Annotated in this window: 27 protein-coding genes; 14 read left to right on the top strand and 13 right to left on the bottom strand. The window is 65.4% G+C overall.

The features are described 5' to 3' along the window. Window positions 1–21: 21 nt before the first annotated feature. The 5 genes from sucD to mdh all read right to left on the bottom strand — a co-directional run bounded on the left by sucD (window position 22) and on the right by mdh (window position 4,200). Window positions 22–906, bottom strand: coding sequence for a succinate--CoA ligase subunit alpha (gene sucD, locus RAH32_RS06145; RefSeq protein WP_306606124.1), 885 nt, complete (start codon window positions 904–906; stop codon window positions 22–24). Between the two features lies 1 nt (window position 907). After that, complete coding sequence (locus RAH32_RS06140; RefSeq protein ID WP_306606122.1) at window positions 908–1,423, bottom strand: hypothetical protein; 516 nt, start codon at window positions 1,421–1,423, stop codon at window positions 908–910. After that, the gene (sucC, locus tag RAH32_RS06135; RefSeq protein ID WP_306606120.1) at window positions 1,423–2,616 is read right to left on the bottom strand and encodes an ADP-forming succinate--CoA ligase subunit beta; all 1,194 of its coding nucleotides are present in this window, start codon (window positions 2,614–2,616) and stop codon (window positions 1,423–1,425) included. The genes RAH32_RS06140 and sucC overlap by 1 nt, the downstream gene beginning before the upstream one ends. Window positions 2,617–2,788: 172 nt before the next feature. Then, window positions 2,789–3,124 (bottom strand): hypothetical protein, encoded by a 336-nt coding sequence (locus RAH32_RS06130; protein WP_306606118.1) that lies wholly within the window; start codon window positions 3,122–3,124, stop codon window positions 2,789–2,791. Window positions 3,125–3,237: 113 nt separating this feature from the next. Further along, a complete protein-coding gene (gene mdh / locus RAH32_RS06125) occupies window positions 3,238–4,200 on the bottom strand; it encodes a malate dehydrogenase (protein WP_306606116.1) in 963 nt (320 codons plus the stop codon). 137 nt (window positions 4,201–4,337) lie between these two features. On the opposite strand from mdh, the gene RAH32_RS06120 reads away from it, so the two are divergent. The 12 genes from RAH32_RS06120 (at window position 4,338) to RAH32_RS06065 (ending at window position 12,979) form a co-directional block, all read left to right on the top strand. Next, window positions 4,338–5,084: a sulfite exporter TauE/SafE family protein gene (locus RAH32_RS06120; protein ID WP_373429672.1), complete on the top strand. Its 747-nt coding sequence runs from the start codon at window positions 4,338–4,340 to the stop codon at window positions 5,082–5,084. An 81-nt stretch (window positions 5,085–5,165) separates the two neighbouring features. Next, entirely contained in the window at window positions 5,166–6,008 is an 843-nt protein-coding gene (locus tag RAH32_RS06115; RefSeq protein ID WP_306606114.1) for an HpcH/HpaI aldolase/citrate lyase family protein, read from the top strand. A gap of 42 nt (window positions 6,009–6,050) precedes the next feature. Then, window positions 6,051–6,599 (top strand): NnrU family protein, encoded by a 549-nt coding sequence (locus RAH32_RS06110; RefSeq protein ID WP_306606112.1) that lies wholly within the window; start codon window positions 6,051–6,053, stop codon window positions 6,597–6,599. Between the two features lies 1 nt (window position 6,600). Next, the gene (locus tag RAH32_RS06105) at window positions 6,601–6,807 is read left to right on the top strand and encodes a DUF1737 domain-containing protein (RefSeq protein WP_306606110.1); all 207 of its coding nucleotides are present in this window, start codon (window positions 6,601–6,603) and stop codon (window positions 6,805–6,807) included. After that, complete coding sequence (locus RAH32_RS06100) at window positions 6,804–7,838, top strand: MaoC family dehydratase (RefSeq protein WP_306606109.1); 1,035 nt, start codon at window positions 6,804–6,806, stop codon at window positions 7,836–7,838. Before RAH32_RS06105 ends, RAH32_RS06100 begins: the two co-directional genes overlap by 4 nt. Before the next feature lie 222 nt (window positions 7,839–8,060). After that, window positions 8,061–8,453, top strand: coding sequence for a succinate dehydrogenase, cytochrome b556 subunit (gene sdhC, locus RAH32_RS06095; RefSeq protein ID WP_207464705.1), 393 nt, complete (start codon window positions 8,061–8,063; stop codon window positions 8,451–8,453). Between the two features lie 13 nt (window positions 8,454–8,466). Continuing rightward, window positions 8,467–8,853, top strand: a complete 387-nt coding sequence (locus tag RAH32_RS06090; protein WP_306606108.1) for a succinate dehydrogenase, hydrophobic membrane anchor protein — start codon at window positions 8,467–8,469, stop codon at window positions 8,851–8,853. Between the two features lie 7 nt (window positions 8,854–8,860). After that, complete coding sequence (gene sdhA, locus RAH32_RS06085) at window positions 8,861–10,663, top strand: succinate dehydrogenase flavoprotein subunit (RefSeq protein WP_306606107.1); 1,803 nt, start codon at window positions 8,861–8,863, stop codon at window positions 10,661–10,663. After that, window positions 10,663–11,028, top strand: a complete 366-nt coding sequence (locus tag RAH32_RS06080) for a hypothetical protein (protein ID WP_306606106.1) — start codon at window positions 10,663–10,665, stop codon at window positions 11,026–11,028. The genes sdhA and RAH32_RS06080 overlap by 1 nt, the downstream gene beginning before the upstream one ends. Window position 11,029: 1 nt before the next feature. After that, window positions 11,030–11,347, top strand: coding sequence for a hypothetical protein (locus RAH32_RS06075; RefSeq protein ID WP_306606105.1), 318 nt, complete (start codon window positions 11,030–11,032; stop codon window positions 11,345–11,347). A 3-nt stretch (window positions 11,348–11,350) separates the two neighbouring features. Beyond that, window positions 11,351–12,187 carry a hypothetical protein gene (locus RAH32_RS06070; RefSeq protein WP_306606104.1) on the top strand — a complete coding sequence of 279 codons (837 nt, stop codon included), beginning with the start codon at window positions 11,351–11,353 and terminating at the stop codon, window positions 12,185–12,187. A gap of 12 nt (window positions 12,188–12,199) precedes the next feature. Continuing rightward, window positions 12,200–12,979, top strand: coding sequence for a succinate dehydrogenase iron-sulfur subunit (locus RAH32_RS06065; protein ID WP_306606102.1), 780 nt, complete (start codon window positions 12,200–12,202; stop codon window positions 12,977–12,979). A 95-nt stretch (window positions 12,980–13,074) separates the two neighbouring features. Here RAH32_RS06065 and glyS read toward each other — a convergent pair whose 3' ends face one another. Genes glyS through RAH32_RS06050 form a run of 3 tightly spaced genes read right to left on the bottom strand, consistent with a single transcriptional unit; the run spans window position 13,075 to window position 16,759 of the window. Then, window positions 13,075–15,381, bottom strand: coding sequence for a glycine--tRNA ligase subunit beta (gene glyS, locus RAH32_RS06060; RefSeq protein WP_306606100.1), 2,307 nt, complete (start codon window positions 15,379–15,381; stop codon window positions 13,075–13,077). Further along, window positions 15,381–15,845, bottom strand: coding sequence for a DUF6446 family protein (locus tag RAH32_RS06055; RefSeq protein WP_306606098.1), 465 nt, complete (start codon window positions 15,843–15,845; stop codon window positions 15,381–15,383). The genes glyS and RAH32_RS06055 overlap by 1 nt, the downstream gene beginning before the upstream one ends. Next, window positions 15,842–16,759 carry a glycine--tRNA ligase subunit alpha gene (locus tag RAH32_RS06050; RefSeq protein WP_306606096.1) on the bottom strand — a complete coding sequence of 306 codons (918 nt, stop codon included), beginning with the start codon at window positions 16,757–16,759 and terminating at the stop codon, window positions 15,842–15,844. The genes RAH32_RS06055 and RAH32_RS06050 overlap by 4 nt, the downstream gene beginning before the upstream one ends. Before the next feature lie 106 nt (window positions 16,760–16,865). On the opposite strand from RAH32_RS06050, the gene RAH32_RS06045 reads away from it, so the two are divergent. After that, window positions 16,866–18,170, top strand: coding sequence for a peptidoglycan-binding domain-containing protein (locus RAH32_RS06045; protein WP_306606094.1), 1,305 nt, complete (start codon window positions 16,866–16,868; stop codon window positions 18,168–18,170). A 145-nt stretch (window positions 18,171–18,315) separates the two neighbouring features. On the opposite strand, the gene RAH32_RS06040 is transcribed toward RAH32_RS06045, so the two are convergent. The 3 genes from RAH32_RS06040 to RAH32_RS06030 all read right to left on the bottom strand — a co-directional run bounded on the left by RAH32_RS06040 (window position 18,316) and on the right by RAH32_RS06030 (window position 21,812). Continuing rightward, entirely contained in the window at window positions 18,316–18,669 is a 354-nt protein-coding gene (locus tag RAH32_RS06040; RefSeq protein ID WP_306606092.1) for a hypothetical protein, read from the bottom strand. 172 nt (window positions 18,670–18,841) lie between these two features. Next, window positions 18,842–20,293: a TrkH family potassium uptake protein gene (locus RAH32_RS06035; RefSeq protein ID WP_306606090.1), complete on the bottom strand. Its 1,452-nt coding sequence runs from the start codon at window positions 20,291–20,293 to the stop codon at window positions 18,842–18,844. 31 nt (window positions 20,294–20,324) lie between these two features. Beyond that, window positions 20,325–21,812, bottom strand: a complete 1,488-nt coding sequence (locus RAH32_RS06030) for an MFS transporter (RefSeq protein ID WP_306606088.1) — start codon at window positions 21,810–21,812, stop codon at window positions 20,325–20,327. Window positions 21,813–21,894: 82 nt separating this feature from the next. On the opposite strand from RAH32_RS06030, the gene RAH32_RS06025 reads away from it, so the two are divergent. Beyond that, entirely contained in the window at window positions 21,895–22,446 is a 552-nt protein-coding gene (locus RAH32_RS06025) for a TetR/AcrR family transcriptional regulator (RefSeq protein ID WP_306606086.1), read from the top strand. On the opposite strand, the gene ccmE is transcribed toward RAH32_RS06025, so the two are convergent. Together ccmE and RAH32_RS06015 are read right to left on the bottom strand one after the other, a co-directional pair. Beyond that, entirely contained in the window at window positions 22,443–22,892 is a 450-nt protein-coding gene (gene ccmE / locus RAH32_RS06020) for a cytochrome c maturation protein CcmE (RefSeq protein ID WP_306606565.1), read from the bottom strand. The genes RAH32_RS06025 and ccmE overlap by 4 nt on opposite strands. A 19-nt stretch (window positions 22,893–22,911) precedes the next feature. Next, a complete protein-coding gene (locus RAH32_RS06015; protein ID WP_306606084.1) occupies window positions 22,912–23,724 on the bottom strand; it encodes a glutamate racemase in 813 nt (270 codons plus the stop codon). Between the last annotated feature and the right edge of the window lie 68 nt (window positions 23,725–23,792).

Genomic DNA, 23,792 nt, shown 5'->3' with positions numbered 1-23,792 from the left:
CGCGCCGCGCCAGGGGTTGCGTCAGCCCTTGATGGCCTTCAGCACCGACTCGCCCAGACCGGCCGGGCTGTCGGCCACGACGATGCCGGCGCGCTTCATCGCCTCGATCTTCGATTCCGCGTCGCCCTTGCCGCCCGAGACGATTGCACCGGCATGGCCCATGCGCCGGCCCGGAGGCGCGGTGCGGCCCGCGATGAAGCCGGCGGTGGGCTTCCACTTGCCCTTGGCCTTCTGCTCGGCCAGGAACTCGGCCGCTTCTTCCTCGGCCGAACCGCCGATCTCGCCGATCATGATGATCGACTCGGTTTCCGGGTCGTCCAGGAACATCTGCAGCACGTCGATATGCTCCATCCCCTTGATGGGGTCGCCGCCGATGCCCACTGCGCTGGACTGGCCCAGGCCCACGTCCGAGGTCTGCTTCACGGCCTCATAGGTCAGCGTGCCCGAACGCGACACGACGCCCACGCTGCCGCGACGGAAGATGCTGCCCGGCATGATGCCGATCTTGCATTCGTCCGGCGTCATGATGCCGGGGCAGTTCGGCCCGATCAGGCGCGACTGCGAGCCTTGCAGGGCGCGCTTGACCTTCATCATGTCCAGCACCGGGATGCCTTCGGTGATGCAGACGATCAGCGGGATCTGCGCGTCGATGGCCTCCAGGATCGAATCCGCCGCGAAGGGGGGCGGGACATAGATCGCGGTCGCGTTGGCGCCGGTTTTCGCCACGGCCTCGTGGACCGAGTTGAAGACCGGCAGGCCCAGGTGTTCGCTGCCGCCCTTGCCGGGGGTCACGCCGCCGACCATCTGCGTGCCATAGGCGATCGCCTGTTCGGTGTGGAAGGTGCCCTGGGATCCGGTGATCCCCTGGCAGATGACTTTGGTGTCTTTGTTAACGAGAACGGCCATATCAGCCTCTCCCCTTTCTTTCGAAAAAGTCGTTCATGTAGTGCCCAGGGCGCGAGAGATAACCATTTGCGAAAGCGAACAAATCGACATGTTCAACACGTCGTTGGTCCGTCTCAAAGCCAAATCCAATCAGGTGAAATGCGCCATTTGGCTGCCATGCTTGGTTTTCTGAGTCACGGAGGTGGTTGACCCAAATATCCTTCGCATGAATTATTCCATTTAGCGCCCAGATCACAGGGATAGCGACATAAGGATAGCGATGTCCTTCTGTCTTATATCGTGGATTGGTGGTTAAGAGTTTCTCCCGAATTTCCACGCACGGTTGCTCTAGATGTAAGATACGCCTTGCCGCCGGAGCAAATTCCGTAAGCTTGCGTATTACGATAGCGATTGTCGTAGAGAGAGTGCCGTCGAAAGCTGGAAACAGCGTAGAGCCATAACACATGAGGTCAAAAGACAACTCATGGCTTCGCCTCAAGTCTGCACGATACAGATATTCCGACGGCGAGTCGCTCATCAGCCCTTGACCGCCTTCACGATCTTCTCGGCCGCGTCCGACAGGTCGTCCGCCGGGATCACGTTCAGCCCCGAGTCGCGGATGATCTGCTTGCCCAGGTCCACGTTCGTGCCCTCAAGGCGCACGACCAGCGGAACCTGCAGGCCGACTTCCTTCACGGCGGCGATGATGCCTTCCGCGATGATGTCGCAGCGCATGATGCCGCCGAAGATGTTGACCAGGATGCCCTTCACGTTCGGGTCGCTGGTGATGATCTTGAAGGCTTCCGTCACCTTCTCCTTGGTCGCGCCGCCGCCCACGTCCAGGAAGTTGGCGGGTTCCGCGCCATACAGCTTGATGATGTCCATCGTGGCCATCGCCAGGCCCGCGCCGTTCACCATGCAGCCGATCTCGCCGTCAAGCGCGATGTAGTTCAGGTCGAACTTGGAGGCGGCCAGTTCCTTGGGATCTTCCTCGGTCTCGTCGCGCAGGGCCATGATGTCGGGCTGGCGGTAGAGCGCGTTGTTGTCGAAGCCCATCTTCGCGTCCAGGCACTTGATGTTGCCTTCGGGGGTGACGATCAGGGGGTTGATCTCCAGCATCTCCATGTCCTTCTCGATGAACATGCGATACAGGTTCTTGACCAGGGCCACGCATTGCTTGACCTGGTTGCCGGTCAGGCCCAGGGCGAAGGCGACGCGGCGGCCGTGGAAGTCCGACAGGCCCGAGGCCGGATCGACGCTGAAGCTGACGATCTTTTCCGGCGTGTGGGCGGCGACTTCCTCGATGTCCATGCCGCCTTCGGTCGAGGCGACGAAGCTGACGCGGGACGTGCCGCGATCGACCAGCAGGGCCAGATACAGCTCGCGCGCGATGTCGCTGCCGTCCTCGATATAGATGCGGTTCACCTGCTTGCCGGCGGGGCCGGTCTGGTGGGTCACAAGGGTGCGGCCCAGCATCTGGCGGGTCAGTTCCTCGGCTTCCTCGACCGACTTGGCCAGGCGGACGCCGCCCTTTTCACCGGCCTCGGCTTCCTTGAAGCTGCCCTTGCCGCGGCCGCCCGCGTGGATCTGGGCCTTCACGACCCACAGCGGGCCGTCCATCTCGCTGGCGCAGGTCTTGGCCTCGTCGGCCTTCATCACGATCCGGCCGTCGCTGACCGGCGCGCCGTATTGACGCAGCAGCGCCTTGGCCTGGTATTCGTGGATATTCATCCTGACCCCCTTTTTCGGTTCGGCAGATTTCGCGGCCTCTTGCCACATCCGGGGGGCGAACGAAAAACGATTTGATCGGGAACGCGCCGAAAAACGCGGGAACCAGCCGATTGTGATCACAGCCTGAAATGCCGTGATCACAAACGCCGAAATTGCAGGATTCGCTTAACCTTCAGCCAGCGACGCGGGCACAGTCGAAGCTGTCGCCGGTCGTTTCCGATGTAAACGTCATTTGATTGTCGTTTTGCCACTGCACCTGGATCACCGCGCCATCGGCCAGGGTCATCGTGGTGGCGCGGTTCTGGGTCGAAAAGCTGCGGATCGTGATCGGCGCGGCCTCGTTCGAGGGGATATAGGACGTCGGCGTGAATGTCATGGTGGTCGCGCCGCAATCCCATGTGCCCATGAACGGCAGCTGGTCGGTCGGGCGCGGGCTGGTGGGCGGCGCCTGGCAGGCGGTCAGGAAAATGACGGAAAACAGGGCAGCAGGCAGAACGGTCCGGTTCATGGTCGCCTCCGGTTGCAAGGAACGGGGCGATGATAAGGCGGAAGTCGAAAAACGCATAACATCAAATGCAAAGGCGCGCCCAAGGGGGCGCGCCTCGTCCGTGTCGGGCCGGTTCAGGCCAGCGAGCCGTCGATGCCCTTGCAGGCCGCGACCAGGCCGTTCACCGCATCGACCGACTTGGTGAACATCGCCTGTTCGTCATCGTTCAGCGTGATGTCGATGACCTTTTCCACGCCGCCCGCACCGATCACGGTGGGCACACCCACATACATGCCGTTCAGGCCATAGGCGCCGTCCACATAGGCCGCGCAGGGCAGAACGCGCTTCTGGTCCTTGAGGTATGCTTCCGCCATCTCGATGGCCGAGGTCGCGGGTGCATAGAAGGCGCTGCCGGTCTTCAGCAGCCCGACGATTTCCGCGCCGCCGTCACGCGTGCGCTGCACGATGCCGTCCAGTTTTTCCTGCGTGGTCCAGCCCATCTTGACCAGATCCGGCAGCGGGATGCCCGCGACCGTGGAATAGCGGACCAGCGGCACCATGGTGTCGCCATGTCCGCCCAGCACGAAGGCCGTCACGTCCTTCATCGACACGCCGAATTCCAGCGACAGGAAGTGGCGGAAGCGGGCCGAATCCAGCACGCCGGCCATACCGCAGACCTTTTCATGCGGCAGGCCGCTGAATGCGCGCAGCGCCCAGACCATCGCGTCCAGCGGGTTGGTGATGCAGATGACAAAGGCGTCCGGGGCGTGCTTGGCGATGCCTTCGCCCACCGACTTCATGACCTTGAGGTTGATGCCCAGAAGGTCGTCGCGGCTCATCCCCGGCTTGCGCGGAACGCCGGCCGTGACGATGCAGACATCCGCGCCCGCGATGTCGGCGTAATCGTTGGTGCCCTTCAGGGCCGCGTCGAAGCCCTCGGACGGGCCGGATTCGGCGATGTCCAGTGCCTTGCCCTGCGGCGTGCCCTCGGCGATGTCGAACAGGACGACGTCGCCCAGTTCCTTCATCGCGGCCAGATGCGCCAGCGTGCCGCCGATCTGCCCCGCACCGATCAGTGCGATTTTGGGTCGGGCCATGGATAACCTCCGATCAATGGGATGATTGTTGCGGGGTGGTTACGGGGTCGCGCAAGAAATCGCAAGCCACTGTTGGCGCTGACACTTGCCAAAGCGGGCGCGGGGCCGCATTCCTGCCGGCGGACAGGGGGATCGCCATGCTGGATTTGACCGTTTGGGGCTGGGTGCTGGCCGTGATCGCCGCAGCCGCAGTTGGGCTTGCCAAGGGCGGGCTGGCGATGGTCGGCTTGATATCGGTGCCGGTCTTGTCGCTGGTCATGTCGCCGGTGCAGGCGGCGGGGCTGATGCTGCCCATCTATGTGGTGTCCGACATGGGCGGGCTGATGGCGTTCAGGTGGAATTTCGACATGCGGGTGCTGGCCACCGCGCTGCCCGGCGCCCTTGCGGGGATCGGCATCGGCTGGGCCGGGGCGCATGTGGTGCCGGTGGATGGCGTCACCTTCATCGTCGGCGCGGTCGGGCTGATCTTTGCGCTGAACGCGCTGATCCGGCCCCCGCTGAAGGGCGAGAGGCGTTCCCCGTCCTATGCGCGCGGCACGGGCTGGGGCCTGCTGTCGGGATATACCAGCTTTGTCAGCCATGCGGGCGCGCCGCCCTGGCAGGTCTATGTCCAACCGCTGCGGCTGTCCGCGCTGACCTATGCGGGGACGACCACCTGGTTCTTTGCGGTCTGCAACTTGGTCAAGCTGATCCCCTATGCCGCGCTTGGACAGTTGTCGCCCGGCAACCTTCGGGCCGCCGCCGTGCTGATGCCGGTCGCGCTGCTGTCGGTCTGGGCAGGCTTGCGGCTGGTCAGGATCATCCCCGAGGCGCTGTTCTACAGGCTGATCACCTGGGGTCTGCTGGCGGTGTCGCTGCGGCTGATCTGGCAGGCACTGGCCTGACGCCGCAGCGCAGCAATTTTGCGCTTGCCAAATCTGGCGCCGCAGGGCAGCGTCGCGCAAGATTATTGCGAGGAGGATCTGATGGCGCGTCCCTATCGTTCGGTTCTGTATATTCCCGCCGCCAATGCGCGGGCCATGGAAAAGGCGCAGACGCTGCCCGCCGACGCGATCATCTTCGATCTTGAGGATGCGGTCGCGCCCGGGGAAAAGCCCGCCGCGCGGGAGGCCCTGGCCGCGGCCCTGGCCAATGATTACGGCCCTCGCGCGCGGATCGTGCGGATCAACGGTCTGGCCACAGAATGGGGCGAAGACGACGCCCGCTTCTGTGCGGGGCTGCCGGTGGATGCCGTGCTGATCCCCAAGGTGGACGGCCCTGCCGATCTGGACCGGGTGGCCGCGATCATTCCCGACGCGCCCCTGTGGGCGATGATGGAAACGCCCCTGGGGATGCTGAACGCAGCCGCCATCGCCGCCCATCCCCGGCTGGAGGGGATGGTGATGGGCACCAACGACCTTGCCAAGGAACTGAACAGCCGCTTTCGCCCGGACCGGCTGCCGATGCAGGCGGGCCTTGGCCTGTGTCTGCTGGCGGCAAAGGCTTATGGCAAGGTGATCGTGGACGGCGTATTCAACGCCTTCAAGGACGAGGACGGCCTGCGCACTGAGTGCGAACAGGGCCGCGACATGGGCTTTGACGGCAAGACGCTGATCCACCCCGCCCAGCTTGCCATCGCCAACCAGGCCTTCGCCCCTACGGACGCGGAAATCGACCTGGCCCGCCGCCAGATCGACGCCTTCCAGACGGCAAGTGCCGAAGGCAAGGGCGTCGCCGTCGTGGACGGCAAGATCGTCGAGAACCTGCATGTCGAGACCGCTCGCAAGACGTTGGACCGCGCCAAGGCGATTGCGGCCATGGCCGGATAAGGGCAGGGTGCGGCACAAGACATCCAGCAAAGGAAAAGCCAGATGGTTCTGCTGATATCGGGACTGGTTCTGTGGTGGGCGGCCCATCTGTTCAAGCGGGTGGCACCGGAACGGCGTGCCGCCCTGGGCGACAAGGGCAAGGGGCTGGTTGCGATCCTGCTGATCCTGTCGGTCTTCCTGATGGCCCGCGGATATGGGCAGGTGGATGGCCCGGTCTGGTGGGGCCGTTCACCGGCGACGACGGGCATCAACAACCTGCTGATGTTGCTGGCCTTCTACCTTTATGCCGCCGACGGCATGGGCACGCGCGTCACCACCTGGATCCACCATCCGCAACTGACGGGCTTCTCGCTCTGGGCCGTGGCGCATCTGCTGGTGAACGGGGATCTGGCCTCGCTGATCTTGTTCGGCGGGCTGCTGGGCTGGGCGCTTGTGGAAATCGCCTTGCTGAACCGCGCGGGTGCCTGGAAGCGGCGCAGCGGGCCGTTCCCCGTCCGCAAGGAAATCATGGCGGCCGTCGGCGCGGTCGTCGTCATGCTGGTCGTGGGCCTGATCCATGGCTGGATCGGACCCTGGCCATTCGGAGGCTGACGTGACCACCCTTTACCGCTGCATCACCGAGGACGACACCTCGCAGTTCTGCCACCGCGTCAGCGAGGCGCTGTCCAAGGGCTGGTCCCTGCATGGCAGCCCGACCATGGCCTTTGATCCGGTCAAGGGCGTGATGCGGATGGGCCAGGCCGTCACCAAGCAGGTCGAGGCCGAATACCATGCCGACATGAAGCTGGGGCAACAATGACCAAGACCAATCCGGGCCGCTTCTTCGAGGACTATCAGGTGGGTCAGGTGATCCGCCATGCCGTTCCGCGCACCATCGCGGAAGGGGAACGGGCGCTTTACCACGCGCTCTATCCCGCCCGCCACGCGCTGTATTCCAGCGACGAGTTCGCGTCGAGCTGCGGGCTGGAAAGCAGTCCGATGGACGACCTGCTGGCTTTTCATGTTGTCTTCGGCAAGACCGTTCCCGATATCAGCCTGAACGCGGTGGCGAACCTGGGCTATGCGCAGGGCCGCTGGCTGGCGCCGGTCTGGCCGGGCGATACGCTGCGATCTGAATCGCAGGTGATCGGGCTGAAACAGAATTCGAACGGCAAGTCGGGCGTCGTCTGGGTGCGGACGCAGGGGTTGAACCAGATGGACGACCCCGTGCTGGACTATGTCCGCTGGGTCATGGTGCGCAAGCGCGACACCGATGCCCCCGCGCCCGAGGCGGTGGTTCCCGACCTGCCCGCCGTCGTGGACCCCGACGACCTGGTCGTGCCCGAGGGTCTGTATTTTTCCCAATACGATTTCGCACTTGCGGGCGAGCCGCATCGCTGGGGCGATTACCACGTCGGCGAGAAGATCGACCATGTGGACGGCGTCACCATCGAGGAGGCCGAACATATGCTGGCCACCCGGCTGTGGCAGAACACCGCCAAGGTCCATTTCGACGCCACGAACCGCGACGACGGGCGGCGGCTGATCTATGGCGGCCATGTCATCAGCATGGCCCGCGCGCTGTCCTTCAACGGGCTGGCGAACGCGCAGATGATCGTCGCGCTGAACGGTGGCACCCATGCCAACCCCTGCTTTGCGGGCGATACCGTGCGTGCCTGGTCCGAGGTTCTGGACAAGGCCGAAACCCATGCGCCCGGCGTCGGCGCGATCCGGCTGCGGCTGGTCGCGACCAAGGGAAACAGCGCCGCGTTCGATCTGAAGGATGCAGAAGGGCGCTATCATCCCGACGTCCTGCTGGATCTGGATTACTGGGCGCTGATGCCGGTCTGACAAAGCGACTCGGCCGTCTCGCATCCGCAGCATAAGTTGTGATCACAGCCTTGCGGGTCGTGATCACAAAGGCCGCTGGCCTGGTCAAATCCGCGAAAAGACTGTCATCACCGGGTGACAGATGAAACAAATGACGACAGTAACGCGTCAATTGCCAGCCCGCGAGGTCAGCCAAGTGCCTGCGACGGGTCAAGCCAGAACCGTTTGAAGGAGCGCCGCATCATGGCCGACGTGAACCGGGGCAACCGGCCGCTTTCCCCCCATCTTCAGGTTTATCGCCTGCCCATGGCCGCCGTGACATCGATCATGACGCGGATCACGGGGCACGCGCTTGTCGCGGGCATCCTGCTTCTGGTCTGGTGGCTGGTCGCCGCCGTCAGCGGGCCGCGCGCCTTTGCCGCCGCCGACTGGGTGGTGCGGTCCTGGATCGGCTTCATCGTGCTGACCGGATCGGCCTGGGCGCTGTGGTTCCACACGCTGGCCGGCATCCGGCACCTGTTCTACGATTCGGGCCAGCTTCTGCGGATCGAGGAGGCCGAGCGCGCAAGCTGGGCCATCATCATCGGCTCGGTGGTGCTGACGCTGCTGTCCCTGATCCTGTTCTTCTTTGCATAAGGCCGAGGGTTCCATGCGCTATATCACCCCCCGCAAGGCAGCCATGGGCTTGGGTTCCGCCCACAGCGGCACGGCCGACCACTGGTTCCTGACCGTCAGTTCCTGCGCCCTGGTCCTGCTGGTTCCGGCCTTCATGCTGGTCATCGGCAATGCCATCGGGCTGTCGCATCCCGAACTGGTGGCCTATTTCGGCCGCCCCTATCCGGCGCTGATCACGGCGCTGTTCATCGTCGTGGGCATGGCGCACTTCATCCGGGGCACCCGCATCATGATCGACGATTATTTCCAACACACGGCGCGCAAGGTGGCGATCATCGTCTCGGTGGTCTTTTCCTGGGCGGTCATCGCGGCGGCGGTTTTCGCCCTTGCCAAGATGACGCTGGTCACGGTCGCGATCTGAGGACATCATGGCAGCATACGATATCCATACGCATGATTACGACGTAGTCGTGGTGGGCGCCGGGGGCGCGGGCCTGCGCGCGACGCTGGGCATGGCCGAACAGGGCCTGCGCACGGCCTGCGTGACCAAGGTCTTCCCGACGCGGTCCCACACGGTGGCGGCCCAGGGCGGCATCGCGGCGTCCCTGTCGAACATGGGGCCGGACAACTGGCAATGGCACATGTACGACACCGTGAAGGGGTCGGACTGGCTGGGCGACACGGACGCCATGGAATACCTGGCGCGAGAGGCGCCCAAGGCCGTCTATGAGCTGGAACATTACGGCGTGCCGTTTTCCCGGACCGAGGAGGGCAAGATCTATCAGCGTCCCTTCGGCGGCCACACGACCGAATTCGGCGAAGGCCCCCCCGTGCAGCGCACCTGCGCCGCGGCCGACCGGACCGGCCACGCGATCCTGCACACGCTTTACGGCCAGTCGCTGAAGAACAACGCCGAGTTCTTCATCGAGTATTTCGCCATCGACCTGATCGTCACGAACGGCGCCTGCACCGGCGTGGTCTGCTGGAAGCTGGACGACGGCACCATCCACGTCTTCAACGCCAAGATGGTGGTGTTGGCGACGGGTGGCTATGGCCGCGCCTATTTCAGCGCGACGTCCGCGCATACCTGCACCGGCGATGGCGGCGGCATGGTGGCGCGCGCGGGTCTGCCCTTGCAGGACATGGAATTCGTGCAGTTCCACCCGACCGGCATCTATGGATCCGGCTGCCTGATCACCGAAGGTGCGCGGGGCGAGGGCGGATACCTGACGAATAGCGAGGGCGAGCGGTTCATGGAACGCTATGCCCCGACCTACAAGGATCTGGCGTCGCGCGACGTGGTCAGCCGCTGCATCACCATCGAGATCCGCGAAGGCCGCGGCGTCGGTCCCGACAAGGACCACATGCACCTAAACCTGATGCACCTGCCGCCCGAGGCCCTGGCCGAACGGCTGCCCGGCATCAGTGAATCGGCCAAGATCTTCGCCGGCGTCGATGTGACCAAGCAGCCGATCCCGATCCTGCCGACGGTCCATTACAACATGGGCGGCATCCCCACGAACTATTGGGGCGAGGTGCTGGCACCCACTGCCGACAACCCGGATGCGATCTTCCCCGGCCTGATGGCGGTGGGCGAGGCGGGCTGCGCCTCGGTCCATGGCGCGAACCGCCTGGGTTCGAACAGCCTCATCGACCTTGTGGTCTTCGGCCGTGCCGCCGCGATCCGTGCGGGGCAGGTGATCGACCGCGCGGGTCATATCCCCTCGACCAACCAGGCGTCGGTCGATCAGGCGCTGGCCCGCTTCGACGGGTTGCGCCACGCCAAGGGCAGCGTGCCCACCGCCGAACTGCGGCTGGAAATGCAGCGCACGATGCAGGCCGACGCAGCGGTGTTCCGCACCGACAAGACCTTGGCCGAGGGCGCCGAGAAGATGACGGCGATCGCCGCCAAGATGGACGACATCAAGGTCACCGACCGGGGCCTGATCTGGAACAGCGACCTGATGGAAACGCTGGAACTGACCAACCTGATGCCGAACGCGCTGGCCACCATCGTCGCCGCCGAGGCGCGCAAGGAAAGCCGAGGGGCGCATGCGCATGAGGACTGGCCCGAGCGGGACGACGCCAACTGGCGCAAGCACTCGCTTGCATGGGTGGATGGAAACGCGGTTAAACTGGATTACCGCCCCGTTCATCTGGACCCTTTGACCAAGGAAGAGGATGGCGGGATCGACCTGAAGAAGATTGCTCCCAAGAAAAGGGTTTACTGATGCGCTTCCAGACTTTCGCCGCCCTGGGTCTTGCCGCTGCCGCCTTGGCAGGCTGCGTGGCCCCGGTCCCGCCCGCGACAACCGTCACCACGCCGCCCGCGGTCGTGACCACGCCGACCGTGCTGGACGCGGCCTCGCGCCAGGTTGCCCGGACCGTCATCAACGCCGAGATGGAAAAGCGCCTGCCCGGCGCCAATGTTGCGCCCTATACCGACTGCGTGGTCAACAACGCCACCACGGCGGAACTGATCGACATCGCCCAGGCCTCGCGCGCGGGTGTTTCGGGCACGGCGGACAGCGTGGCGGCGATCGTCTCGCGCCCCGCCACCACCCAGTGCATCGCCGCGGCGGCGCGCACGGCCTGACATGATGCGCGCGCGGGCGGGACATATGGCCTTGGCCCTGATCGGAATGCTTGCCGCCTGCGGCCCGGTTCCGGTCGAGCAGGCCGAAGTGACCTGCCTGCGCGACGCCGAACTGGCCGTGCGCCCGCAGACCAATGTGGCGGTAGGCATCGGCACCGGATCGTCCGGCACGCGTGGCTTTGGCAGCGTGTCGGTGGATCTGTCGGGCGACTACCTGATGGGGCGCGACCCCTCGCAGGTTTATGACCGCTGCGTGCAGCGCCGGTCGGGCCAGCCGCCCCGGCGGCCACTGGTCGAACAGCCGGGCTGGACGGGCTGACCCATGGCAGGTGCGGGACGAAAAGGGCAGGGGGCGCGTCGCCTGATCGTTCATCTGGGTGTCCAGAAGACCGGCAGCACCTCGATCCAACGGCATCTGCGCCGCAACGCCGATGCCCTGGCTGGGCATCTGGTGGTCCGCACGCCCGAGGAAGGATCGGCCATGCGCCCCCTGGGCCGGGCGGCGGTCGGATACAGCCTGGCGCCGTCGGGCGACGCGGCGCGAACCCTGAAGCTTGCCTTTCGCGAGGTGCTGGACACCTTGCCGGACGATGACGTGCCGGTGCTGATCAGCCACGAAAACCTGGCGGGCGCCATGCCCGGCAACGGGGGCGAAGTGCGGCTTTATCCGGCGTTGCCGCAGATTGCGGCCCTGCTGGCGTCCGAAGCGCATGATTTCACGACGGACTTCGTGATCTATACCCGCAAGCATAAGACGTGGCGTCCCTCCGTCTGGGCGCAGGCGGTCCGGACCGACGGTTATACCCGCAGCCTGGTTGAATTCGAGGCCGAGACTGCCGATCTTCCCGGTTGGGGCGACCTGATCCGCCGCCTGTCGGCCCAAGTCGGCGTGACCCGCTTCCGGCTGGAGGATGAGGACGATTTCCTGCGCCCCGGGCGCCAGCTTCTGCGCCATGCCGGATTGGAAGACGCGCTGATCGACAGGCTGTCTCCGCTGGACGGCCCGGCGAACGGTCGCCTGAACGGCGGCGCCACCGAATTCCTGCGCCGCCTGAACAGTCTGGCGCTGAACCCGCACGCGCATGGCCGGATCGTCGATCTGGTCGCGCACGCAGAACATCTTTTCGCGGCGGACGTGCCGTCGCAAGGCACTTCCTGAGAGGAGCACCCAATGGTCCAGTTCACCCTGCCCAAGAACAGCCAGATCCGGGTCGGCAAGACCTGGCCTGCGCCCCAGGGCGCGACCAATGTCCGCAAGTTCCGCATCTATCGCTGGGATCCCGATACCGGGGAAAATCCACGGCTGGACACCTATTTCGTCGATACCGACAAGTGCGGGCCGATGATCCTGGACGCGCTGATCAAGATCAAGAACGAGATCGATCCGACCCTGTCCTTCCGCCGGTCCTGCCGCGAGGGGATCTGCGGGTCCTGCGCGATGAACATCGACGGCGGCAATCACCTGGCCTGCATCTATGGCATCGACGAGGTGAAGGGCGACGTGTCCATCTATCCGCTGCCGCACATGCCGGTGGTCAAGGACCTGGTGCCGGACCTGACGCATTTTTATGCCCAGCACGCCAGCGTGAACCCCTACCTGATCACCAAGTCGCCCACGCCCGGCAAGGAATGGAAGCAGTCGATTGAGGATCGCAAGAAGCTGGACGGGCTGTATGAATGCATCCTCTGCGCGTCTTGTTCGACCTCTTGCCCCAGCTACTGGTGGAACGGCGACCGCTATCTTGGCCCGGCCGCGCTGCTGAACGCCTATCGCTGGATCATCGACTCGCGTGATGAGGCGACGGGCGAGCGGCTGGACGAGCTGGAAGATCCCTTCAAGCTTTATCGCTGCCACACGATCATGAACTGCACCAACACCTGTCCGAAGGGGCTGAACCCGGCCAAGGCGATTGCGTCGATCAAGCACATGATGGTTGACCGGATGGTGTGATTTGCGTCCCGCGATGGCCGGGGGCCAGCCCCCGGACCCCCGGGATATTTGGACCAAAGTGAAAAGGCCGGAGGTTTTTGCCTCCGGCCCTTTCCTTATCCCTCAATCTTGGTGAAATCCGCGATCTGCTGGCCTGCGGCGCGGATGCGGTGCAGCAGGTTCAGGCGGTTGCGGCGCACGATCTGGTTGTCGGTGTTAACCTGAACGGCCTCGAAGAAGGCGTCGATGGGCGCGCGCAGATGCGCGATGGCCGTCATGGCGGCGGGGAAGTCCTCCGCCGCAATGGCTGCCTTGATCGCCGGTTCGGCGGTGTCGAGGGCAGCGAACAGGGTGCGTTCCTCGTCGGTTTCGGCGAACTTCACGTCTGCGCCGAAGCTGTATTCGACGCCGTCCTTTTCCTCGGCCTGGGCCAGGATATTGCCCGCGCGCTTGAGGCCCTGGGTCAGGTTCCGGCCATCTTCCGTTTGCAGCATGGCGTTCAGCGCCGTTGCGCGGTTCACCACCAGCACGAGGTCGTCGTTGCCGGGCTGCGCCAGAACGGCATCGATGATGTCGTGGCGGATGCCTTGGTCGCGCAGATAGACCTTGAGGCGGTCGTGGAGGAAGGAGAGGAGGTCGGCGGCAATGTTCTCAGGGCGACCTGCCTTTGCCTGCCCATTGAATCTTTCAAAATGATCCTCAGGGGCGCTGGATAAATAATACAATTCTCCAGCCTCGCGAACTTCTAGAAACTGTTCGTGCGCTTCTTTAGTCCAGACCTCCCCTTTTTCGGTCAGCGGGAAAGTCCTTATGACATCAACAGCTTCTTCTAAGACTTTAGCGTCAGGCGTATTGATTCTTATGGTGGCTCTGAAACCTACTGCATGCTGATTAGCTGCCGCCAGAAGACCGCGCTCAACCTGCTTCTCCAGGATAACGCTAACTGGAAAGTTCGGCCTAAGTCGAATTACGCCGAGGGCAGCACGTCTTAAAGCAAATGGGTCTTTTGAGCCTGTGGGCTTTTCATGGATTGCCCAGAAGCCAGCTAATGTATCGATCTTGTCGGCAAGTGCCACCGCTACTGACACCCGCGCGGTAGGCACAGCGTCTGATGGGCCGAGTGGCGAATAGTGGTCGCGAGCAGCATCGGCCACATTTTCGGGCTGGCCTGCCGCAAGCGAGTAATAACGGCCCATCGTGCCTTGCAACTCGGGGAACTCGCCGACCATGGCGCTGCGCAGGTCGAGTTTGGCCAGACGCGCGGCCTTTTCAGCCTGGTCCGCGTCGGCACCGACCAAGGGGGCCAATTCGCGGGCAAGTGCCGCGATGCGTTTGATCCGGTCAGCCTGCGAGCCCAGCTTGTTGTGGAAGGTGACGGACTTCAGGCCCTCGGCCCAGGCACCCATCCCGGCCTTCGCCTCACGCAGGTCGTTCTGCCAGAAGAACGCTGCGTCCGACAGCCGCGCCGCCAGCACCCGCTGGTTGCCGGCCAGGATCGTCGCGCCGTCGTCGGGGGTCTCGATATTGGCGACGGTGACGAAGCCCTCGATCCGGCCGGTCTTTTGGTTGCGGGCCGAGAAGAACTTCTGGTGTTCCTTCATCGAGGTTTGCAGGACCTCGGGCGGCAGGTCCAGGAAGCGGTCCTCGATCACGCCCATCAGGGGGACGGGCCATTCGACAAGGCCCGCGACCTCGGACAGCAACGCGTCGTCGGGCACGATCTCCCACCCGCGCGCGAAGGCGAGGTTTTCGGCGCCCTGGCGGATGGCGGCCTCGCGCTCGGCGCTGTCCAGGATGACATGGGCGCGGCGCAGCTTGGCGGCATAGTCGTCGAAGCCCGTGACGGTGAAGGCGTCGGGCGACAGGAAGCGGTGGCCGCGGGTGGTGTTGCCGGCAGTGATGCCCTCGACCGTCAGGGGGACCACGGTGGCGCCGGCTTCGTCGGACAGCAGGCAGATGATCGAATGCAGCGGGCGGACCCAGCGGAGCGAGCCCGCGCCCCACCGCATCGACTTGGGCCAGGGAAAGGTGCGAATGCTGCTGTCCAGGACCTCGGCCACGATCTCGGCGGCGGGGCGGCCGGGGCGTTCGATCACCGCGAACCAGACCTGGCCCTTCTTGTCGTCGCGCGCTTCCAACTGGTCGCGGGTCAGGCCGGTGGAGCGCAGGAAGCCTTCCAGCGCGGCCTCGGGCGCGTCGGTGCGGGGGCCCTTGCGTTCCTCGCGCGTGGTGGGGCTGTTCGCGGTCAGGCCCTCGACCGCAAGCGTCAGGCGGCGGGGCGTGGAGAAGGCACCGGCGGAGGCATAGGTCAGCCCGGCGTTGACCAGGCCGTCGGTGACAAGCTTCTTCAGATCCTCGCGGGCGCGGGCCTGCATCCGGGCGGGGATTTCCTCGGAGAAGAGTTCGATCAACAGGTCGGGCATCAGTCCATCACTCCGCGTTCCGGGGTCTTGTCGTTGTATTGGTGCCAGCCATAGACGCGGCCGTCGGGATAGATCGCCAGCACGCGGTCCACGTCGGGGCGGATCTCGGCCTGGGACAGCACGGCTTGGGCGGCGCCCGAGGCGAGGTCGTCGGTCAGCTGGCCGTGGTCGAAGCAGTCGAACCAGCCGGGGGCGCCCAGCGGCGTCGCGCCGTTGAAGAGCACGGGGTCGGCAGGCTGCTGGGCCAGGACCGCGCAGGCCCGCCAGCGCAGGGGGGAACTGTCGGCGTCGATGCCCTGGAAGTCGGTGACGGGCAGCGTGGCGGGACCGGCGGCGGTCTGCACGATCATCGTGTCGGCAGGGGGAAGGCGGTCGTAGAAATGGTATTCCTGCAGATACCACATGCCCCCCCCCGCGATCGCCGCGACCGCCAGCAGGCCGATGCCGACGATCTTGCCGTTCATGCCTGTGCGGCCTCGGTCGTGACGAACAGGTCGGCGCAGGCCTTTGCAAGCGCCCGGACCCGGCCGATATAGGCCTGCCGTTCCGTGACCGAGATCACGCCGCGCGCGTCCAGCAGGTTGAAGATGTGGCTGGCCTTGATCGCCTGGTCATAGGCCGGGTGCGCCATGGGGATCGTGCGGCCAGCGCCGTCCACCGGATCGGCGGAAAGGATGCGGGCGCATTCGGCCTCGGCATCCTTGAAGTGCTGGAACAGGGTGTCGGTGTCGGCCTGATCGAAGTTCCAGCGGGAATATTCGCGCTCGGTCTGGCGGAAGATGTCGCCATAGGTCAGCGGGATCGGCGCATCGGGGTCGTTGAAGGGCATGTCCATGACATGCTCGACCCCCAGGACATACATGGCCAGGCGCTCCAGCCCGTAGGTCAGCTCGCCCGAGACGGGGCGGCAGTCGTGGCCGCCGACCTGCTGGAAATAGGTGAACTGGCTGACCTCCATCCCGTCGCACCAGACCTCCCAGCCGAGGCCCCATGCGCCCAGGGTGGGGGATTCCCAGTCGTCCTCGACAAAGCGGACATCGTGGACCATCGGATCCAGGCCGATGGCGCGCAGGCTGCCCAAGTACAGGTCCTGCAGGTTCGCGGGCGACGGCTTGATGATGACCTGGTACTGGTAATAGTGCTGGAGGCGGTTCGGGTTCTCGCCATAGCGCCCATCCGTCGGGCGGCGCGAAGGCTGGACATAGGCCGCGGCCCAGGACCGGCCCCCCAGGGCGCGCAGCGTGGTCGCCGGGTGGAAGGTGCCCGCGCCGACCTCCATGTCATAGGGTTGCAGGACGGCGCAGCCTTGGGCGGCCCAGTAGTTCTGCAACCGCAGGATGATTTCCTGGAAGCTGCGGGGTCGGTTGGGGCTGGTCATCGGGGCCGTCCTTTGCATAGATCAGCACATGCTTGCGCGCCTTCTAGGCGGGGCAGGGAACAGGGTCAATAAAGGCCGCAAGAACGGCCAGCGAAGGGAAACGGGAATGCGGCGCTTGGCATGGGTGGTATTGGCGGCAGGGCTGCCGGTGATGGCTTTCGCGCAGGATGCCGTGATCCGCGTCGAGGCCAAGCGCGGCGACGACGTGGCCGAGGCCGCCGCCCGCTGGGCCAGCCAGCTGGGCGACGTGGTGACCTTTCCCCTGCCGCGCGGCTGGACCGCCATCGCCATCGGTCCCCTGACACCCGAGGAGGCGGCCGAGCGGATCGAGGCGCTGAAGGACGCGCGGCAGATCCCGCAGGACAGTTTCGTGACCGTGCCCGGCGATGATGTGGTGCTGACCCCCGTAGGTGCGGCGCCTACGGTTTCGGAAGCTGCGACTGCGGAACCTGCCGCGCCGCCGCCGAACCTGCCTGCGCCCGGCGCCTATATCCGACTGCAATCGGTGCAGGCACGTGCCGACGCCGATGCCGCCCTTGCCGAATGGCGCAAGACCTTCCCCGAGGCCGGGCTGACGGAATTGCCCAACGGCTGGTTCGGGGTTGTGCTGGGTCCGGTGGGTCGGGCGACGGCGGATGCCTGGCTGGACGTCTTCGAGGATGGCGACGTGGTGCCGGACGACGCCTTCGTGTCGGACGCCTCCGAACTGGGCGCGGTGATCGAGGCGGGGGAGGCCCCCGACCTGCCTGCGCCGCCCGCGACGCCTGCCGAGATGCCGCCCCTGGACCAGGTGCAGCGCGCGCTGCGTTGGGCGGGCGTCTATGACGGAGAGATCGACGGCAAGACCGGCCCCCGCACCCGCGACGCCATCGAAACCGAGATCCTGGCCAGCCGCCTGTCCACCGATCCGGGCACGGCGATGCGCGAACTGATCGCCCGCCGCGACGCCTGGCGGGCCGAGGTCGGGCTGACCATGCTGGACGACCACGCCACCGGACTGTCGGTCATGGCGCCCATGGACCGGCTGGCCTTCGACCGGACGGAACGGGCGCTGTCGATCTATGGCCCCAGGGACGGGTCGGGGGCGGCGCTGATCCTGTTCAGCCAGCCGGGCGGGCAGCAGGAGTTGCTGGATCTCTCTGGCCTTGTGACGGCGCTTGGCTGGGTGCCGCAGCCCACCCGCACGATCAAGCCCGGCCATGTCCTGCTGGAAGGCGCGAACGAAGCCCATATAGGCCGCGCCGAAGGCTGGGTCCGTGACGGCCGGGCCGAGGGCTTCGTGCTGATCTGGCCCGCGGCGGATGCAGAAGGGCAGGCGCGGATCGCGGCCGAGATGTCGGACAGCTTTGCGAGGAAGGGACCTGCGGCGAATGATGCGGCGACAGGCGAAGCGGCCTTGCCGGTGGAATGAGAGCGGACCGGCGACAGCCTGGGTTTGCTGGGGTCCGCTTTGCGGGACGAAGCGGCCGTTCAAAGGGAGATATCCACTGCGGTCGGCCTTTCTGCTGGACGCAGTTCGCCTTTCTCAAGGCGACTTTTAGGGTCTTTCCCTGGCCTTATTTGGGAAAGGCAACGGCATCCAGCGGGTACTCCAACACGGCCAGCATCGGCTGGTCGCCATCTTCGGAAAAGGCAAAGACATGCAGCATGTCGTTCTGCAGCACCACCCGGCAGAACCGACCTTCGGCCGCCAAAGCCGCCGGGCATTCCGGCAGATCGCCATGCTCGACGGTGGCCTCGAAAATCTCATAGGTCATTGCGCCAGCCGGTGTTTCGCGCGGCTGGGTCAGGTTGATCGGTGCAGCGACACCGGCAGTTTCGGTTCCGGTGTCATATTCGCCGGGCACCGAGGCCAACGCCGCAAAACCGGTGGAAAGAGCGAGAGCAGCAACAAAGAAGGCGCGAGGCATATCAGGGCTCCATGCAAGACAATGGATAGTAACTGATAGAAAGAGTCGGTTTATGCAAGAACATTTGAACTGCCTTCATTTTGGCCGGAATGATCAAGCCGAGTGACACCGGCAGGTCTTAGGTTTTCCCTGTATGGGCGACCGGCAGCAATGGACTCCACATGGCAGACCTCTAACCCCGCCAGAACCGCGGCAGCAGCAGCACCAGCACCGACACCAGTTCCAGCCGGCCCAGATACATGCCGAGGCTCATCAGCCATTTGGCGGCTTCGGGGAATTCGGCGATGGACCCATTGGCGGTGATCTCGGGTCCCCAGACGGGGCCGATATTGGCGATGGCGGTCCAGGCGCCGGTCAGGGCCGTGCGGGGGTGCAGGCCGGTCAGCGACAGGCCCACGATCAGCAGCCCGAAGGTCAGCATGAACAGCGTGAAGAAGGCCATGACGGAATCGATCACGTCCTGGTCCAGCGGGCGGCCTTCATAGCGCAGGGCATAGACGCGGTGCGGCGAATGCATCCTGCGCAGCTGCGCGCGCACTGCCTGGAACAACACCAGGTAACGGAACACCTTGACCGAGCAGGCGGTCGATCCGGTGCAGCCGCCGATCAGCCCGCAGATGATCAGGATCGCCAGCGGCAGGTGGCCCCAGGTCATCACGTCGGTGGAAAAGAACCCGGTGCCCGAAAAGGTGGACACGGTGTTGAAAACGGTTTCCCGCGTGATGTCGAAGATATTGCCCTGATGTTGCAGGAAGATCACGCGATAGGCGATGATGATCCCGCAGGCATAGCTGATCCAGCGCAGATAGGCGCGGATCTGCGTGTCCTGCCAGATCGGCGTGAACTGCCCGTGCAGTGCCTGCACCATGCGGATGAACGGGATCGAGGCCAGGATCATGAAGACCGACGCCGCCCATTCCAGCGGTCCCAGAAAGGCCCCGAAGCTGGCGTCATAGTTGGAAAACCCGCCGGTGGACACCGTGCCGAAGGCCTGCACGATCGCATCGAACCCGTTCATGCCCAGCAGCAGATAGGTGACGGTGCAAAAGCCCGTCAGCATGATGTAGATGCGCGTCATCTCGGCCGCGATCTCGCCGGCGCGGGGCATGATCTTGCCCAGGGTGTCGAAGCCCTCGGACCGGAAGAACTGCATCCCGCCAACCTTCATGATCGGCAGGAAGACCATGGCCACGACGACGATTCCCAGGCCTCCGATCCAGTGCAGGATGGCGCGCCACAGATGCGTGCCGCGCGGCAGGCTGTCCAGTTCGGGAAAGGCGGTGGTGCCGGTGGTGGTGACGCCCGACATCGCCTCGAAATAGGCATCGGCCAGGCTGGCGTCCGGCTGGCCCAGCATGAAGGGCAGGGCGCCGAAGACCGGCAGCACGGCCCAAAGGCCCGAGGTCAGCAGAAAGGCCTGCTGGATCGACAGGCTGCGGTAATCGCCCCAGGTCGCGACGGACACCAAGGTTCCCGCCACGACCGTCAGCGCCGCGCATTGCAGAAAGACGACCCAGTGCGGATCGCCGTGCCACCAGTCCACCAGCATGGGCGCCAGCATCGAGACCCCCAGGGTCACGATGATCTTGCCGATCGGATGGGCCACGGGGCGAAGGTCGATCATGGCGACTGCTTGCCTCGTGCCCGTCAGGCCGTCAAGCGCCCTGCTGCACCCCGTGCCCGGCGCGGTTGATCCGGCCGATCCACCAGGCCGCCGCCAGCAGCACCAGCCCCGCCGCCAGCGCGACCATTCCCGTGGCCTGATCGAAGGCCGCGTTGGCGATGGCCAACAGGCGGTCCGCCTGCGGCGCGGGCAGGGTCGCCGCCAGGGCAAGGGCACCGTCCAGCGAATCCGTGGCGTCGCGTCCCGATCCCCCGGCGGCCGCGAAGCTGGCGCTGTAGATGCCCGCAAGCAGGCTTCCCAGGATCGCGATCCCAAGCGCGCCGCCCAGTTCATAGGACACCTCCTCGACCGAGGCTGCCATGCCCGCGCGGTCGGCGGGCGCGTTCAGCATGATGGCCGAGGATGCGGCGGTCATCGCGGCCCCGATGCCCGCGCCCATGATTGCGAAGCTGCCAAGTTCCAGGGCCGAATGGCCGAAGCCCGCGCCATAGGCCAGGATGCCCGCCCCGCTGGCCGCCAGGGACCAGGCCAGCAGGCGTCCCGCGTCCACGCGGGCCATCATCAGGCCCGCGACCGGCCCGGCCACGAAGGCCGCCAGCGGGATGGGCAGGCTGAACAGCCCGGCTTGCAACGGCGACAGGCCCTGGACCAGTTGCAGGCGCTGGGTAATGGCAAGCTGAACCCCCAGCAACGCGGCGGCAGAAACGACGGCGCCAATGACCCCGCCCGCGAAACGGGGGTCGCGGAACAGCGTCAGGTCGATCATTGGACTGGCGCTGCGGCGCAGGCGGCGGACGAACAGTGCCAGGGCGGCAAGGCCCACCAGGGTGGACAGGACCAGCACCGCCATGGACGGCGCGGGCTTGGCGATTTCCTTGATGGCCAGCGTGATGCCGATCAGGCCCACCAGGATCAGCAGCGATCCCGCGGGATCGAAGGGATGATGCCCGTGGCCCTTGCCTTCGGGCACGAAAGCCATTGTCAGGACCAGTGCCGCCAGCACCACCGGCAGGTTGATCAGGAACACGGCACCCCAGTGGAAATGCTGAAGCAGCGCCCCGCCGATCACCGGACCCAGCGCCGCCCCGCCCGATGCGACGGCGGCCCAGATGCCGATGGCCAGGGCGCGGTCGTCGGGATCCTCGAAGGTCTGGCGGATGATCGACAGCGTGGCAGGCATCATCGCCGCCGCGCCGATGGCAAGACCCGCCCGTGCCGCGATCAGCATGACCGGGGAGGGCGCGAACCCCGCCGCCAGCGAGGCCAGCCCGAAGATGACCAGCCCGATCATGAACATCCGCCGGTGGCCATAGCGGTCGCCAAGCGCGCCCGCGCCGGGCAGCAGCCCGGCCACGACCAGCGAATAGGCATTGACAATCCACAGTTTTTCCGTGGCCGAGGCATCCAGATCGCGTGTCAGCGTCGGCAGCGCGGTATAAAGGACCGTCATGTCGATGACGATCAGGAACAGCGCACTTGAAACGACGGCCAGCACGAGCCAGGGGGAACGGGCGGTCATGGTTCACCTGAATATGAAACGCAGCTTGCTGGCGATTCGCCGGATCATGGTTTAAATACGATCGTATGGAAACGGAGAAGTCATGGCAAGACCGCGCAGCATCGACCGGGACAAGCTGCTGGACGCGGCCGAGGAGATCATGCGCAGCCAGGGCGCCGGCGCGCTGACCATCGACGCGCTGGCACGGGCCTGCGGGATCACCAAGGGCGGCGTGCAATACGCCATCGGCAGCAAGGACGACATCATCGACGCCCTGTTCGCGCGGTGGAACCAACACTATGACACGACCTTCGCGGCCATCGCCGGTCCCGATGCGGGTCCGGTGCAGCGGCTGCGCGCCCATCTTGCCGCCACCCGGCAGGCGGACGAGCTGTCGATGTCCAAGGCCGCCAGCCTGATGGCCGGGTTGATGCAGACCCCGGAACATCTGGCTTCGACAGAAAGGTGGTATCGCGACCGCCTGGCGGGGCTGGACCTCTCGACGCCCCAGGGCCGCCGCGCCAGGCTGGCCTTCCTGGCCTGCGAGGGGGCGTTCCTGCTGCATTTCCTGCGCTTCATGCCGCTTGAGGATGCGGAATGGCAGGCGGTCTTTGACGATATCGCCGGAATTCTGGACGGCGGACAGGCAGGCTAGCTGTTCGGATCCTGATACACTCCGGTTTCCTTCAGCGTATCCATGACCTCGCGCGGCATGTAGGTTTCGTCATGCTTGGCAAGCAGGTCGCGGGCTTCGAACCGGCCGTCGCGGTAATAGCCCTTGGCGATGGTGCCTTGGCCCTCGGTGAACAGGTCTGGGCGCGGGTCGCGGCCGACATAGCTGACGGGGATCTCCGCCGCGCCGTCGGTGATGACAAAGTCGAACTGGACCCCGTCGCGGTTGACGATCGACCCGTCCTTTACCAGCCCGCCCAACTGGAAATATTCGTCGGGTTCGGGCGCGGCCTCGGCGACCTGGGTGGGCGAGCGGTAGAGGTTGATGCCGTCGCGAAAGCCGTAGCCGATCAGCCCCGCCGCGATCAGCAATGCCACGGCGGCCGCGACGATCACCTGGATGCGGCGGCGTTTCTTCAGGGATTTCATGCCAGCCATGGCGTCAACCTCATGCTGCCTCGAACCGGATGGGGCGGCGCAGGAACTGGGTGGCCTTGCTGGACACCCGCACCGGATCCCCCGTCGTCAGGTTCTTCGATTCCGTGCCCGATCCCAGGAATTCGGGCCTGCGCTGCAAATAGTCAGCCAGGCTTTCCGCCACCAGTCCTGCCTGGCTGAAAACCTTGACATTCGGGCCAAGCGCCTTCTGGAATGCCGCTTCCACCAGCGGATAATGGGTGCATCCCAGGACGGCGGCCTCGGGGTGGGGCATCCGGCGCAGCAGCGCCTCGACATGGGATGCCACAAGCGCCTCGGCCAGGATTTCGTCGCCCATTTCAATAGCATCGACCACGCCGCCGCAGGGTTGCGCCTCGACATCGACGCCCACGGCGCGGAAGGCCAGTTCCCGCTGAAAGGCGCGGCTGGCCACCGTGGCGGGGGTGGCGAACAGGGCAACATGCTTGACCGCGACCTCGCGGGGCGGCGAATTGTCGCCCCAGCGGCGTTCGGTCAGTGCCTCGATCATGGGGACGAAGACCCCCAGGACGCGCTTGTCGGCGGGCAGCCAGGTTTCCTGCATCCGCTTCAGCGCGGCGGCGCTTGCGGTGTTGCAGGCCAGGATCACCAGGTCGCAGCCTTCCTGCCACAGCCGTTCGACGCCCGCGCAGGTCAGGTTGAAGATATCCTCGGCATCGCGGACGCCATAGGGGGTGTGCTTGTTGTCGCCCAGATAGACCAGCGGCAGGTCGGGAAGACGCGCGGCGATGGCCTGATGGACCGTCAGCCCGCCAAGACCCGAATCGAAAACGCCTACTGCCATGATGTCATCCTTGTCCGCCGCGATGCGCCTTTTAGGACGCATCGCGGGCCTTGGAAATGACTTAGATC

Source organism: Paracoccus yibinensis, assembly GCF_030846195.1.
Classification (GTDB): domain Bacteria; phylum Pseudomonadota; class Alphaproteobacteria; order Rhodobacterales; family Rhodobacteraceae; genus Paracoccus; species Paracoccus yibinensis.
This window is presented reverse-complemented; position numbering and strand designations above follow the sequence as displayed.